Raw genomic sequence first — 14,430 nt, 5'->3', positions numbered from 1 at the left:
GCACGCACCGCCGCCATTCGCCACCATCGCTCCCGCGGACAAAAAGCGGGCAACCCCTCACCTGGGCTGGCCGACGGATACGCCGTCCGCCAAATACACCCTCCGATATGTAAGTTCGGAGGAGAGCCTGCGAACCACTTGCCCAACCGTAATGGATGCAGTGTACAATTGATCTCTGTCCGGAATTCGCTAGAGATCAATGGGTGGGACTGTGACGGATTCGGCACCGCTGGCGGCTCAGCGGCGAGAAGTCATCCTCGAAACCGTGCGCCGCAAGGGGGCGGTGCGAGTTGCCGCGCTCGTGGAGCAGCTCGGCGTGTCCGACATGACCATCCGCCGCGACCTGGACGTGCTCGCGAGGACCGGGTCGGTGGAAAAGGTGCACGGCGGCGCGGTGAGCACCTCGGGCACCACGTGCGACGAGCCCGGCTTCGAGACCAAGTCCACCCTCAAGTCGGCTGCCAAGGCCGCCGTCGCCGAAGCGGCCGCCCAACTGGTCCAGCCCGGAAGCGTCGTGGCGATCTCCGGTGGAACGACGACGTACGCCGTCGCCCACCGTCTGCGCGACATCGCGAACCTGACCGTGGTGACCAACTCCCTGCCCGTCGCGGAGCTGCTGCGGTCGTTCGGGACGGAAGACGGCGCCGCGGCCCCGACCCTGCTGGTCACGGGCGGAGCACCCACCAAGTCCGCTTCCCTGGTCGGGCCGTTGGCGGACCAGGCGATCCGCTCGCTGCAGGTCGACCTCCTCATCGTCGGCGCCCACGGCGTTTCCGAGCGCGCCGGCGTGACCACCCCGAACCTCGCGGAGGCGGAGACCAACCGCACGCTGATCTCCGCCGCGAACCGGCTGGCCGTGGTGGCCGACCACAGCAAGTGGGGCGTCGTCGGGCTGAGCCGGTTCGCCGAGCTGTCCGACATCGACTACTTCGTGTCCGACCAGGGACTCGCCGAGGAGGCGCGCACCGTCCTCGGTGAGCAGGTCGGCCGGCTGATCCTGGCGGACACGCACAGGGCGTGAAGCGACGAGCGGGCACCCACGGCCGGAGAACCGCCCGGCAGGGAGGTCCGGCAGGTCGGTCCGCGGGTCACCGACTTCCGTCGCCGACGTCCGGAGCGATGCCGGACCCTCGGGCAACCGGCGGTGCGACGCGGTGCGCAACGCATCCGTGCCACCAGGACCCCCATGGACAAGTGTTTCGGTGACCTGGGCGCCGGCGCCTGCTGCACGGCGGGTGCGGTGTCCCCGGCGGTCCGCGCGGAGACCGTCGACAGCGAGGTGCAACTCTCTGCGCGGGCGGATCGTGGCGGTCCGGCCCCGTTCGGCCCTGGCACGGCGTTAATGCCTCCGCCTCGGCAGGCGGTACGCAGGCGGTGCCGGGCTGCCGCACCGGCCTGCCGCACCGGCCCGTGCGCGCCTCACGTACCGCCGGGAGCAGTGCGGACACCGCCGTGACCCCGTCCGTCGTCCGCCCGGGGCGCATCGCTGCCCTGCATTCCTTGCGAGTCCGAGCGGCATTTCTGCACCAATTGCGGAGGGCCGATAAGCGGCCCGAAATCCGCGAAATTGTCGGGCACTTGAAGCCTCGGGCGGCCTTCGCCATGTATGCGCCGACACCTCTTGGCCAGATATGCGGAATGGCGTTATGGTCCGCCGTACGGTCGAGCAACAGGAAAGCGGGGAACGAACCCCGGATACGAACGCGCGGATGACTCCCATCTCACCCCGTCCCGCCCGCGCCGACCGTTCGGCCGCAGTGCCCCCACCCCCTACCTCGGCAAGGAGCCACGCCATGCCCGCCGCCATACGGCTGTCGCCCGCCCGCCGCCCCACCCGCCTCCTCACCGTCTGCACCAGCGCCCTGCTCGCTGCCGGCCTGGCCGCCGCTTCCCCGGCAGCCGCCGCCGATTCCGTGTCGTACGACTTCGAGTCCCCCTCCCAGAAGCTGCCGTTCATGGCGATCAACGGCTTCGGCCGCGTCCTCGTCGGACCCGCACCCGGCGGGAAGCCGGGGCAGGCCGCGCGAGTGAACATCCCCAACGACGGACGCTCGTTCAAGTCCGAACTGGTCATCAAGGGACTGGACGCGGGCAGTCATCGCTTCGGCTTCGCCAACTACCTCCCCGCCGACTGGCAGGAACGGGACCTCGACACCATCGTCGCCCAGTGGTTCAGCACCCAGGACGACGGCGGCGGCATCAAACCCGTCGTCGCCCTCTCGGTCCACGGGGGCAACTGGCAGCTGAAGGTGCACTGGATGAGCGGCGGCGAGATAGAGGAGACCGTCATCCCGCTCGGCGCTGCGCGTCCGGGCCATTGGAACCGGTGGACCTTCGACATCACATGGTCCGCCCCCGGCAGGCCCGGCTCGATCACCATCGTGCGGGACGGCGTCACCGTGGGTTCCCACCAGGGCGCCAACAACTACCACCGCGGCGATCCGCCGCACTTCAGGATCGGCGCCTACCGCCCCAACTGGCGCCCCGAGAAGGGGCCGGAGAAGCGGGTCGGAGCGTCCGAGGCGGTCCTCTTCATCGATGACATCGTCATCACCAGCACGACCGCCGGTTCCCGCCCCGAGGCCCGTGCGAGCGGACCCGGTGGCGAAGCCTCGCCCTCGCCGTCCCCGACGCTGTCGCTCGGCTCGACCCCCACAGGCTCGCCCTCGAGCGCCTCTCCCGCCCCGTCCGTCGACGCGCCCGCCGGAAGCGAAGCCGCTCCCGGTGGCACGGCGCACGCGGCGCGGACCGGCGCCACCGCGCAGGGGAGCGGCCGGACCGCCGTCGTCGGAAGCGCTGTGGGCGGCGCCGCGATCCTGGCAGGCGGCGCATTCGCCCTGCTGCGGCGGCGCAACGCGAAGGGCGCGACGCGCAGAGCGCACCGCCGGGCACGCACGTGACGGGACCACCCGTTGACTTTAGTTGATTTCTGTTTACTCTTGTCGATGTACGGCTAGCGACAGCGCCGTACCGTACTCCGAGAGACGGGCACGTTTCCGTGAAGAGAACCTCGACGAAGCTCGCGGACGGCCGCGAACTGATCTACTACGACCTCGATGAGAGCGCCGAACGCGACACGGTCGACCGGCGTGCACTGGAGTCCGTCGACAGTCATCCGGAGCTGCGCCTGGACCTGGCGACGGGGGACTGGGTCACGATCGCCTCGCACCGCCAGGGACGCGTCCACCACCCGCCGACCGACGCGTGCCCCTTGTGCCCCTCCGGGGACGGACGCCACAGCGAGATACCGGCCGCGGACTACGACGTGGCCGTGTTCGAAAACCGCTTCCCCTCCCTGGCCGGACGCGCCGGACGCTGCGAAGTCGTGTGTTTCACGCCCGAACACGGAGCGAGCTTCGCCGATCTGAGCGAGGACCGCGCCCGCCTCGTACTCGAAGCCTGGACGGACCGCACCGAGCGGCTGTCGTCCCTTCCCGGAGTCGAGCAGGTGTACTGCTTCGAGAACCGCGGCGCGGAGATCGGCGTCACCCTCGCGCACCCGCACGGACAGGTCTACGCCTTCCCCTTCGTCCCTCCGCGCACTGCCAAGATGATCGCCGTCGCCGACACGCACCGGGCCGTCACCGGCGGAAACCTCTTCGAGGACCTGCTGGCCGAGGCCCGGGCCGCCACCTCACGCGTGGTCCTGGCCGGGAAGCACTGGACGGCCTTCGTCCCCTACGCCGCCCGCTGGCCGTACGAGGTGCACCTCTACCCTCACCGCCGCGTCCCCGACCTCACCCACCTCACACAGGCCGAACGCACCGAGTTCCCCGGGATGTACCTGGAGCTGCTGCGCCGGTTCGACCGGCTGTTCCGCGAGGAAGGGCGAACCACGCAGGCGGCCCCCACTCCCTACATCTCCGCCTGGCACCAGGCACCCAGGACCGGGGGAGAGGAACTCGCCCTGCACCTGGAGCTGTTCACCGTGCGCAGGTCCGCGGGCAAGCTCAAGTTCCTCGCCGGGGTCGAATCCGGCATGGACTCCTTCGTCAACGACGTGACCCCGGAGGCCGCCGCCGCGCGACTGCGAGAGGTCGCGTCATGAGCCGCTACCTGGTGACCGGGGGAGCCGGATACATCGGCAGCGTCGTCGTCGACCACCTCCTCGCGGACGGCCACCGCGTGACGGTGCTCGACGACCTGTCGACCGGCGTGCACCAAGCCGTCCCGGCCGGAGCCGAGTTCGTCCGCGGCGGTCTCGCACACGCCGCCGCCCTCCTGTCCGCCGACTACGCCGCCGTCCTGCACTTCGCAGGCTCCTCACAGGTGGCCGAATCCGTACGGGACCCGGACAAGTACTGGCGCAACAACGTGACCGGTTCGCTGGAGCTGATGGCCGCCATGCGGAACGCGAACGTGCGCACCCTGGTCTTCTCCTCCACCGCCGCGGTCTATGGCGAACCCGCAGAACTGCCGATCGCCGACGATGCCCCCACGCTGCCCACCAACCCCTACGGCGCGACCAAACTGGCCGTGGACCACCTGATCACCGGCGAGGCCGCCGCCCACGGGCTGGCCGCCGTGTCCCTGCGCTACTTCAACGTCGCAGGAGCGTACGCGGGCCGCGGCGAGCGCCACGAACCCGAGTCGCACCTCATCCCCCTCGTCCTCCAAGTGGCCCTGGGGCGCCGCCCGCACATCGACGTCCACGGCGACGACTACCCCACCCGCGACGGCACCTGCGTACGCGACTACATCCACGTCGCCGACCTCGCCGAGGCCCACCTCCTGGCACTGGAGGCAGCACGCCCCGGCGAGCATCTGATCTGCAACCTGGGCAACGGCGAAGGCTTCACGGTCCGGGAGGTGATCGACTCCGTACGACGGGTCACGGGCCGGACGATCCCCGAAATCGTCCGCCCCCGCCGCCCCGGCGACCCGGCGGTACTGGTCGCCTCCGCGGCCCGCGCGCGCGAGCGCCTCGGCTGGCGCCCCAGCCGCCCCGACCTGGACGCCATCGTCGCCGACGCCTGGGCCTTCGCGCGCGAGGTGACCGCATGAAAGAGGACTTCCGACGCATCTACGGCGCCCACCCGGAGGGGGTCTGGGCGGCGCCCGGCCGGGTCAACCTGATCGGAGAACACACCGACTACAACGACGGTTTCGCGCTGCCCATCGCCATCCCCCAGAGCACCCTCGTCGCGGCAAGGAAGCGACAGGACGGCCGGCTCCGGCTGCACAGCGCCCAGGGGGACGGCCCCGTCCTCGACCTCCGCGTCACCCAGCTGACCCCGGGAGCGGTCACCACCTGGGCCGCGTACCCGGCAGGGGTCGTCTGGGCGCTGCGCGAAGCCGGGCACCGGCCCGGGGGCGCCGACCTCCACATCGACAGCACGGTGCCCGTCGGCGCCGGCCTTTCGTCCTCCGCCGCCCTCGAGTGCGCGGTCGCCTTCGCCTACAACGACCTCTACGAGCTGAACCTGAGCGCACCCGCCCTCGCGCTGATCTGCCAGCGCGCGGAAAACGGCTTCGCCGGCGTGCCGTGCGGGGCCATGGACCAGCTGGCCTCCGCGTGCTGCACCGCCGGTGCGGCCCTGCACCTCGACATCCGCGCCGGCGCCCACGAGCAGGTCCCCTTCGCCCCGGAGGCCCAGGGCCTGAGCCTGCTGGTCGTCGACACCCGCGTGAAGCACGACCTCGGCGACGGCGCGTACGCGGCCCTGCGGACCGGGTGCGAGCGGGCCGCCCGCCTGCTCGGGCTGGAGGCACTGCGCGACCTCACCCCCGCGGACCTGCCCCGGGCGGGGCAAGCCCTTCCGGCCCGGCTGGTGCCCCTGGTCCGGCACGTAGTGAAGGAGAACGCACGGGTCACCCACGCCGTCTCCCACCTACGAGCCGGACAACTGGCGGCGCTGGGGCCGATCCTCACCGACGGCCACGCATCGCTGCGCGACGACTTCAGGGTCTCCTGTGCCGAAAGCGACCTCGTCGTGGACACCGCCCTGGCCCATGGAGCCCTCGGAGCACGCATGACCGGAGGCGGATTCGGTGGTTCCGTCATCGTGCTGGCGGAACAGGGCCGGGCGGAAGGGATCGGCACCGCCGTCACCACCGCGTTCCGCGCGGCCGGATACCAAGTTCCCCACCTGTTCCCGATCACCCCGGCCGCGGGCGCCGGACGCATCTCATGAGAACGCGGTAAGAACGCGGTAAGGGCGACGCCCGGCGACTAGACTGTTCGTTCGTGAGGAATTCCGTCTGACTTTGACGGCGCCACGCCTGACGCGCAGAGGAGCGGGACGAGAATCGTGACCGAAGCAGCCCGCCTCGCACCCCAGCGCAGAGCGCTCATCCTCGACATCGTGCGCCGCGACGGCGCGGTGCGCGTGGCCGACCTCGTGGAACAGCTGGGCGTCTCGGACATGACCATCCGCCGGGACCTCGACGTGCTCGCCCGGACCGGGTCCCTGTCGAAGGTGCACGGGGGCGCCATCAGCGCCTCCGTCACCACCGCGGACGAACCGCCCTTCGAGACGAAAGCCGGCCTGGAGTCACGTGCCAAGGCCGCGGTGGCCGAGGCCGCCTCCGCCCTGGTGAAACCGGGCAGCGTCGTCGCCATCTCCGGCGGTACGACGTCGTACGCGGTGGCCGCCCGGCTCCGGGACGTACCGGCCCTCACGGTGGTGACCAACTCCCTGCCGGTCGCCCAACTGCTGCGACCCACCGGCGCCGAATCCGGCCCGACGGCTCCCACGCTGCTCCTGACCGGCGGCGCGCCCACCAAGTCGGCCTCTCTCGTCGGACCCCTCGCCGACCAGGCGCTGCGCTCCCTCCAGGTGGACCTGCTCATCATCGGCGCCCACGGGGTGTCCGAACGGGCCGGGGCGACGACGCCGAACCTGGCGGAAGCCCAGACCAACCGTGCTCTGATCGAATGCGCCACTCAGGTGGTCGTGGTCGCCGACCACACCAAGTGGGGCGTCGTGGGTCTCAGCCGGTTCATCGCGCTCTCCGAGATCGACTACTTCGTCTCCGACGACGGCCTCGACCCCGAGGCGTGCTCCGTCCTGCGCGATTCGGTCGGACAGCTGATCCTGGGCACCACCCAGCCCTGAGGCCGGCAGGGATTTCAGCTCCGGCAGAGCCCTCAGGCAGGATCGAGCGCCTGGATCTCGTCGAGGTGGTTCTCGACCCAGTACCGCAACTGCGCCAGGGGCTCCGCCACACTGTGTCCGAGCGCCGTGAGCGCGTACTCGACGTGCGGTGGCACCGCCGGATACACGGTCCGGTCGACGAACCCCTTCTCCTCCAGGCGCCGCAGTGTACTGGTCAGCACCTTCGGGCTGACGCCCTCCAGTCGGCGCAGCAGGGCACCGAAGCGCTGCGGGCCGTCTCCCATGGCGCCGATGGCCAGCGCGGACCACTTGTTGGCCAGGAGGTCGAGCACCTCGCGGCAGGGGCACTGCGCCGCGTAGACATCGTGATGGTCGTGCCGCTCCGACGTGCAGCTCATGACCATGGCGTCCACTCTCCTCCGGTGCGTCTTCCACCTCGATGCTTCCCAATGGGAAGTAGCCTCCCTTGCAGGTTACTACGTCCCCAGGGGTACCGTCCCGAACGGGTCGCAAGCTCAGGGGGCACCCCCGGATCAGGACCCCGGACAGCCCTTGTCAGGACCCGTGGCGAAGAAGACCTTCACGAGGAGAAGCGAGATGAACGAGATGCCGCACGACACGATGCGGGCGGTGGCCTTCCGCGAGAGCCTGCCGGTCGATAACGGCAACAGCCTGGTCGACGTCGAGCTGCCCGTTCCGCAGCCCGGCCCGCGCGACCTCCTCGTCAGGGTCGAAGCCGTCGCGGTCAATCCGGTCGACTACAAGGTCCGCCGCAACAGCGACCCGGGCGGTCGGCCCAAAGTCCTGGGCTGGGACGCCGCCGGCACCGTCGTCGCCGTCGGCGACCAGGTCGAACTGTTCGCGGTGGGCGACGAGGTCTACTACGCCGGCGCGATCGACCGCCCGGGCACCAACGCCCAGTACCACGTCGTCGAGGAGAGCATCGTCGGACCCAAGCCGGCCACCCTCTCCTTCACCGACGCCGCGGCCCTCCCGCTGACCTCCCTCACCGCCTGGGAAGGCCTTTTCGAACGGCTCGGCCTGCGCGAGGGGGAAGCCGGTCGCGAAACCGGCACGCTGCTGGTGACCGCGGCCGCCGGCGGCGTAGGCGCCATGGTGGCGCAACTGGCCCGCGCCCTCACCGACCTGACGGTGATCGGCACCGCTTCGCGGCCCGAGACCGCCGAGTTCGCACGCCGGATGGGCGTCACGCACACCGTCGATCACCACGACCCGCTGCCGCAGCAGGTGGCCGAGATCGCCCCCGGCGGCCTGGACCACGTCTTCAGCACGGCCGGTACCGACCGCAACCTCGCCGCCTACGCGGACATGCTCAAGCCCTTCGGCGGGATCGTCGCCATCGACGACTTCGGCCCCGTGGAGATCGGGCTCCTGAAGTCCAAGAGCATCTCCTTCCACTGGGAGCTGATGTTCACCCGGTCGCTGCACCGCACCCCCGACCGGGCGCGACAGCACCACATCCTCACCCGCATCGCCGGGCTCGTGGACCGGGGCGCCCTCACCACGACCGCCACCACGGACCTGGGCACCATCACCGCAGCCCACCTGCGCGAAGCCCACCGGATCCTGGAATCCGGCAGCGCCATCGGCAAGATCACCCTCACCGGCTTCTGAACAGGCGACCAGACTCACACACCGCGCCCCCGGCGCCGTCGACCCGAGGAGAAGAACCATGACCGTCCGCCCGCACCCGCTCGTCGCCCTCGCACGCGTGCGCGCGAAACCAGCACGACGCGAAGCCCTCCAGGACGCCCTGGCCGCACTGGTCGAACCCTCCCGCGCCGAGGACGGGTGCCTCGACTACACGCCCTTCGAACTGCTCGAGGAGCCCGGAACCTTCTACGTCCGCGAGACCTGGGCCGACCAGGCAGCCCTCGATTTCCACATGGCAACGCCCCACTTCCAGGCCTTCGCAGCACGCTTCGAGGAACTCCTGGCGGAGCCGATCCGGCTGATCCCGCTGCGCGAGCTTCCCACCACTGTCACCGCCACAGCCGACCCGGCCTGACGGCCACCGGGCCCGCCCGTCACGGGCGGGCTCCCTCACCCCAGCAAGCCGAGGAGATCCCATGCCTCGCACCGACCACCTCACCCCAGCCGCCCTCCGCTCCCACAAGGGCACCCCGTGCGTCCACCGCTACGAGCTCGCCGCCGACATCACCGCCCCACGCCTGCTGCGGCCCTGGATCACGGCCCGGCTCGCCGGGTGGCACCTTCACGGCCTGAGCGACGACCTCGTTCTGATCGCGAGCGAACTGGCCACCAACGCGGTGCGCCACGGCGGCACACCCGCCCGGGTCACCCTGGCCCTGCGGTGTCCCGGCAACGGCCGCCGAGTGGTCCGGCTGGAGGTCGAGGATTCCGGCCCGGGCTTCGACCCGCTCTCCCATCCGCACGCGGTCCGCGCCGAGAGCCTTACGGGTCGCGGCCTGCTGCTGGTGGACACCCTGAGCAGCGCCTGGGGAGCCCGGGCGACTTCTGACAGCCACCTCGTCTGGGCCGAGCTGCCTACCTGACCGTTCACCGGAAGGGCTTGCCACGAGCGGGATGTTTACGTAAACATCAGACGGGTGACAGCCCGCGAGCGCGAAACCGCGCCCCCTGCTCAGTTGAGGAGCACGCGCATGCCCCTTCTCCAGATCGAAGACGACGGATTCCGGCTCGACGGGGATCCCTTCCGCATCATCTCGGGAGGACTGCACTATTTCCGCGTCCATCCCGACCTCTGGGGCGACCGGCTGCACAAGGCCCGCCTCATGGGCCTCAACTCGGTGGAGACGTACGTACCGTGGAACCTCCACCAGCCGCGGCCCCACGAGTTCCGCATGGACGCCGGCCTCGACCTGCCACGGTTCCTCGATCTCGCCGCCGCCGAGGGGCTGCACGTACTCCTGCGGCCCGGCCCCTACATCTGCGCCGAATGGGAGGGCGGCGGTCTGCCCCCATGGCTCCTGACCGGTCCGTCCATGCGGCTGCGCAGCCGCGATCCGCGCTTCCTCGCCGCGGTCGAGGACTACTTCGACCGGCTCCTGCCCCCGCTGCACGACCGGCTCGCCACCCGGGGCGGCCCGGTGCTGGCCGTACAGGTGGAGAACGAGTACGGCGCCTACGGAGACGACACGGCCTACATGGAGCACCTGGCCGACTCCCTGCACCGGCACGGCATCGACGTGCCGCTGTTCACCTGTGACCAGCCGGCCGACCTCGAACGCGGGGCCCTGCCGGGAGTACTCGCCACCGCCAACTTCGGCAGCCGTTCCACCGAACACCTCGCCGCCCTGCGGACCGCCAGGCCCTCCGGGCCCCTGCTGTGCGCGGAGTTCTGGATCGGCTGGTTCGACCGCTGGGGCGGGAACCACGTCATCCGGAGCGCCGAACAGGCCTCCCAGGAACTGGACGAACTGCTCGCCACGGGTGCCTCGGTGAACTTCTACATGTTCCACGGGGGCACGAACTTCGGCTTCATGAACGGCGCCAACGACAAGCACACCTACCGGCCCACCATCACCTCCTACGACTACGACGCACCCCTCGACGAGGCCGGCGACCCGACCGAGAAGTTCGCCGCCTTCCGCAAGGTGATCGCCAAATACGCTCCCGTCCCCTCAGAGCCGCCGCCACGTGCTGCGAAATTCAGCCTGGAGGCGGTGGCACTGACCGAGAACATCGCTCTGCTGGACACCGCGCCGGCCCTCGGGGACGCCATCGCCGCGCACCGTCCGCTGACGATGGAGGAACTCGGCCAGAACTACGGCTTCGTGCTGTACGAGGCGGAACTGCCGGATGCTGGACCCTCCCTGCTCGAAGTCGAGCAGGTGCGCGACCGGGCCCAGGTCTTCCTCGACGGCCAGCCCATAGGGGTGCTGGAGCGGGAGGGCCACGAGCACGCCCTCACCTTCACGGCTCCGCGCCGCGGCGCCGTCCTGACCGTCCTCGTCGAGAACCAGGGCCGTGTCAACTACGGCCAGGGCATCCACGACCGCAAGGGACTGCTCGGTCACGTCCTGCTGAACGGATCCCCGCTCCACGGGTGGACGAGCCGTCCGCTACCGCTCACCGCGATCGAGGACCTTCCGTTCGGCGCCGGGTCGGTCACGCCGGCCGGGCCCGCTTTCCACCGCGGCACCTTCGACGTGGACCGGACGGCCGACACCTTCCTCCACCTCGACGGCTGGACGAAGGGCAATGTCTGGATCAACGGGTTCGCCCTCGGCCGCTACTGGTCGCGCGGCCCCCAGCGCTCGCTCTACGTGCCGGGTCCGGTCCTGCGCACGGGCCTCAACGAAGTCGTCGTACTCGAACTGCACGCACCCGGCCGGGAACGCACGGTGGCCTTCCGGGACGCGCCGGACCTCGGCCCCGTGGAGGACTGACACCGTCGGAGCAGGCCGTGTGGGGCCGCGAGCCCGCCACGGGCACGGGCCCCACCGGCACCGGAAGGAAGAGCGTCAGACGGCCGAGCGCCGCCACTTCTGGTTGTCACCGCCGTGGCACGTCCACTGGACGAGCCGCGCGCCGTCGCCCCAGGACCCGTCCGCGACGTCCAGGCACTTGCCGCTGTGCTGGGCGACGAGCCGCATGCCGGTCGGGCCCGCCTGGGCCGTCTTCCACCGCTGCCCGGGCGCGTCACCGCAGGCGGCCTGGACGATGGCGGCACCGTCATGGGGGGAGGCGTCCCGGACCGCGAGGCACTTCCCGCTGTGGCGGAGCATGATCCGTACCGTGCCGTCTCCCACGCCCCGGAACCACACCTGCTGGTTGACGCTGCCCGCCGCGCAGGCCCACTGGATCAATGCCGCGCCTTCGGCCACCGACCAGTCGGCGGCGTCGGCGCACTTGCCGCTGTGCGCGACGGTCAGGGTGTTCCAGTCGCCGATACCACGCACGGTTCCATTCTCCGTGGAGATGTTGATCTGCGGGTAGTAGTCCATGGACAGGGTGGTCCTGGTGGGGAACTTCAGCGGGAGCCATATGTACTGCGAGTCGTTGACCATACCGCCCATGGAGTTGCCCCACCGGTCGCCCATGTACAGGTGGGTGGTGACACCGGACGTCCCCTCGACGGGCAGCACGAAGGCCGTCTGGGAACCGTAGGTCCTGCCGTCGCCCAGGTCCCGCAGCGAGCTCCAGGTGCCGGTGATGCTGTCCGCCGTGCCGTACTTCTGCTGGTTCGGGGCCCACCCGGTGGCGCCGGAGGTGACCAGGAAGTAGACGCCGTCGCGCTTGAACAGGGCCGGAGCCTCACGCCACTGGCCGGCCCACAACCTCTGCACCCGTGTCTCGACGCCGGTGTAGTCCGCGGTGAGCCGGTAGACGTGGAGATCGGCGTTCTCGTTGGCGGCGGAGATCATGTAGCCGGTGCCGTCGGTGTCCACGAAGGTCGTGATGTCCCGGGACATGTGCCCCAGCGGCCGGAAGCTCCCGCGCCAGGAATAGTCGCCGTCGACCGTGGAGGAGACGGCCACCGCGGCACGGGCCTCGCTGTAGTCGGTGGCGCTGCCCTCCTTGTGCATCCACATGACGAACTGCCCGGTGGCGCGGTTGTACATCACCTTGGGGCGTTCGATGTTGGCGGTGGCCAGCTCCGGGTGGCTGGCCTGGGACAGGACGTGGCCGCGGGGCTCCCACGTCCTGAGGTCGGTGGAACGGTAGGCGGAGACGTGGCGGAAGCTGTTGTCAGGATTCCGGTCCTCCCCGAACCAGTAGTAGTACTCGTCCACCTTGATGACCCCACCGCCATGTGCGTGCACGGGACGGCCGGAGGGGTCGGTGAACTGCGTCGCGTTGACGACGGTGACGGGGGAGGGGGAGGCCGCGGCGGGGCCGAGACCGCCGAGGAGGCTCGCAAAGAGGGCTGCCACAACGGCGTACAGGGGGAGCAGGCCTGGGGGGTGACGTCGCATGATTACCTCGCGATGGCTGGCGGGCAAGGAGGCATCCGCAGGCGGAGGCGCCCACGGTTCCGGACCCGGCGATGACGCCGACCCCGGTGAAGTCGGTGTTCCACCCCTGTAATGTTTACGTAAACACCCAGCGGCTGGCTGCGAGTCTGAAAGCCGCGCCAGGGCGTGTCAAGCAGTCGGACGCGAATCGTCACAACCGGTTCGGCCGCCCCCGTCGGCTCGGCTGGGATGGCGGCCTTTCGGCAGCAGGGTGGTCAGTGAGGTGCCGGCGCGAGGGACGGGGTCCCGGAGGTCGCCGGACTTCGCGCCGCCCGACGGCTCGGTTTCGGCCAGCGAGGCGCAAGATGCTTGACGCTCCCCAAGGGGAATGCCACCATCGCGTGACCGATGATTACGTAAACATTCATCATCAGGTCCTGCCCATGAGGCCGATTCCGGCCCGGAGGCCTTCATCTCTCCCTCGGTCGCGGACCCCAGGTCACTGACACAAGGACCCACCATGACGCTCCTGCCGACGTCGGCAAAAGCAGGCCCTCCGCCTCGTTCCCGTGCCCGTCCCCGTACGAGGCGGAACGCCCTCGTCGGCTGGGGGTTCGCCGGTCCGTTCGCAGCGGTGTTCGCCCTCGTCTTCCTGGCCCCCATCGGGTACGCGTTCTACCTCAGCCTGATGCGCGACCGACTCATCGGCGGCACCTCCTTCGTCGGCGCGGCCAACTACCTCCAGGCGCTCAACGATCCGCGGTTCTGGGAGGGATCGGCCCGGGTGGGAGTGTTCCTGCTCGTCCAGGTGCCGGTCATGCTGGGTATCGCACTGTTCGTCGCGCTCGCCATCGACAGCGGCCGCCTGTACGGCAAGGACGTCTTCAGGGTCGCCGTCTTCCTGCCCTACGCCGTCCCGGCCGTGGTGGCCAGCCTGATGTGGGGCTTCCTCTACGGCACCAGGTTCGGCCTCGTGGGCAACCTGAACGACGCGTTCGGCCTGGCCCTGCCGGACCCGCTCTCGCCCTCTCTGGTGCTCACCTCCATCGGCAACATCGTGACCTGGGAGTTCGTCGGCTACAACACTCTGATCTTCTACGCCGCCCTGAAGGTCATCCCGCGTTCCCTCTACGAGGCGGCGGCCATCGACGGGGCCGGCGAATGGCGCATCGTCACGGCGATCAAACTGCCGGCCATCCGCGGAGCGGTGGTCATCGCAACGATCTTCTCGATCATCGGCAGCTTCCAGCTGTTCAACGAGCCCAACATCATGCAGAACCTCGCACCCAACGCCATCACCACTGACTACACCCCGAACCTCTACACCTACTCGCTGGCCTTCTCCGGCCAGCAGCACAACTACGCGGCGACCGTCGCCATCGTGATGGGTGTCCTCACCGCGGTCATCGCCTACGCGGTCCAGCTCCGCGGCATGCGGAAGGACTGAGAACGTGATCACGGATTCCACC

At 70.1% G+C, this 14,430-nt stretch carries 13 protein-coding genes; 11 read left to right on the top strand and 2 right to left on the bottom strand.

The window, feature by feature from the left end; genetic code table 11:
* Nucleotides 1–211: 211 nt before the first annotated feature.
* From AC2RP6_RS06565 to AC2RP6_RS06540, 6 genes are all read left to right on the top strand, one after another.
* Nucleotides 212–1,021: a DeoR/GlpR family DNA-binding transcription regulator gene (locus tag AC2RP6_RS06565; RefSeq protein ID WP_486445316.1), complete on the top strand. Its 810-nt coding sequence runs from the start codon at nt 212–214 to the stop codon at nt 1,019–1,021.
* Nucleotides 1,022–1,793: 772 nt separating this feature from the next.
* The gene (locus AC2RP6_RS06560) at nt 1,794–2,900 is read left to right on the top strand and encodes a heparin lyase I family protein (RefSeq protein WP_486445315.1); all 1,107 of its coding nucleotides are present in this window, start codon (nt 1,794–1,796) and stop codon (nt 2,898–2,900) included.
* A 98-nt stretch (nt 2,901–2,998) separates the two neighbouring features.
* On the top strand, nt 2,999–4,048 hold the full coding sequence (galT, locus tag AC2RP6_RS06555) for a galactose-1-phosphate uridylyltransferase (RefSeq protein ID WP_486445314.1): 1,050 nt from the start codon (nt 2,999–3,001) through the stop codon (nt 4,046–4,048).
* Nucleotides 4,045–5,004 carry a UDP-glucose 4-epimerase GalE gene (gene galE / locus AC2RP6_RS06550; protein ID WP_486445313.1) on the top strand — a complete coding sequence of 320 codons (960 nt, stop codon included), beginning with the start codon at nt 4,045–4,047 and terminating at the stop codon, nt 5,002–5,004. Before galT ends, galE begins: the two co-directional genes overlap by 4 nt.
* Complete coding sequence (galK, locus tag AC2RP6_RS06545) at nt 5,001–6,134, top strand: galactokinase (protein WP_486445312.1); 1,134 nt, start codon at nt 5,001–5,003, stop codon at nt 6,132–6,134. Before galE ends, galK begins: the two co-directional genes overlap by 4 nt.
* Nucleotides 6,135–6,251: 117 nt before the next feature.
* Complete coding sequence (locus AC2RP6_RS06540) at nt 6,252–7,058, top strand: DeoR/GlpR family DNA-binding transcription regulator (protein WP_486445311.1); 807 nt, start codon at nt 6,252–6,254, stop codon at nt 7,056–7,058.
* Nucleotides 7,059–7,090: 32 nt separating this feature from the next.
* Here AC2RP6_RS06540 and AC2RP6_RS06535 read toward each other — a convergent pair whose 3' ends face one another.
* Complete coding sequence (locus tag AC2RP6_RS06535) at nt 7,091–7,456, bottom strand: winged helix-turn-helix transcriptional regulator (protein ID WP_486445310.1); 366 nt, start codon at nt 7,454–7,456, stop codon at nt 7,091–7,093.
* A 199-nt stretch (nt 7,457–7,655) separates the two neighbouring features.
* Here AC2RP6_RS06535 and AC2RP6_RS06530 point away from each other — a divergent pair, with 199 nt between their 5' ends.
* The 4 genes from AC2RP6_RS06530 (at nt 7,656) to AC2RP6_RS06515 (ending at nt 11,452) form a co-directional block, all read left to right on the top strand.
* Nucleotides 7,656–8,693, top strand: coding sequence for a zinc-binding alcohol dehydrogenase family protein (locus AC2RP6_RS06530; protein ID WP_486445309.1), 1,038 nt, complete (start codon nt 7,656–7,658; stop codon nt 8,691–8,693).
* A 58-nt stretch (nt 8,694–8,751) separates the two neighbouring features.
* Nucleotides 8,752–9,087 carry a putative quinol monooxygenase gene (locus AC2RP6_RS06525; protein ID WP_486445308.1) on the top strand — a complete coding sequence of 112 codons (336 nt, stop codon included), beginning with the start codon at nt 8,752–8,754 and terminating at the stop codon, nt 9,085–9,087.
* 61 nt (nt 9,088–9,148) lie between these two features.
* Nucleotides 9,149–9,595 carry an ATP-binding protein gene (locus AC2RP6_RS06520; protein WP_486445307.1) on the top strand — a complete coding sequence of 149 codons (447 nt, stop codon included), beginning with the start codon at nt 9,149–9,151 and terminating at the stop codon, nt 9,593–9,595.
* Nucleotides 9,596–9,703: 108 nt separating this feature from the next.
* Nucleotides 9,704–11,452, top strand: a complete 1,749-nt coding sequence (locus AC2RP6_RS06515; protein WP_486445306.1) for a glycoside hydrolase family 35 protein — start codon at nt 9,704–9,706, stop codon at nt 11,450–11,452.
* A gap of 75 nt (nt 11,453–11,527) precedes the next feature.
* Here the strand turns inward: AC2RP6_RS06515 and AC2RP6_RS06510 are convergent, their stop codons facing one another.
* Complete coding sequence (locus tag AC2RP6_RS06510; protein WP_486445305.1) at nt 11,528–12,982, bottom strand: RICIN domain-containing protein; 1,455 nt, start codon at nt 12,980–12,982, stop codon at nt 11,528–11,530.
* Nucleotides 12,983–13,481: 499 nt separating this feature from the next.
* Between AC2RP6_RS06510 and AC2RP6_RS06505 the strand changes: the two genes are divergently transcribed.
* Nucleotides 13,482–14,408: a carbohydrate ABC transporter permease gene (locus AC2RP6_RS06505; protein ID WP_486445304.1), complete on the top strand. Its 927-nt coding sequence runs from the start codon at nt 13,482–13,484 to the stop codon at nt 14,406–14,408.
* The last annotated feature ends 22 nt before the right edge of the window (nt 14,409–14,430 follow it).

The organism is Streptomyces sp. WAC03905 (assembly GCF_057371075.1).
The sequence above is the reverse complement of the archived record's forward strand: the minus strand, read 5'-3'. Positions and strand labels throughout refer to the sequence as shown.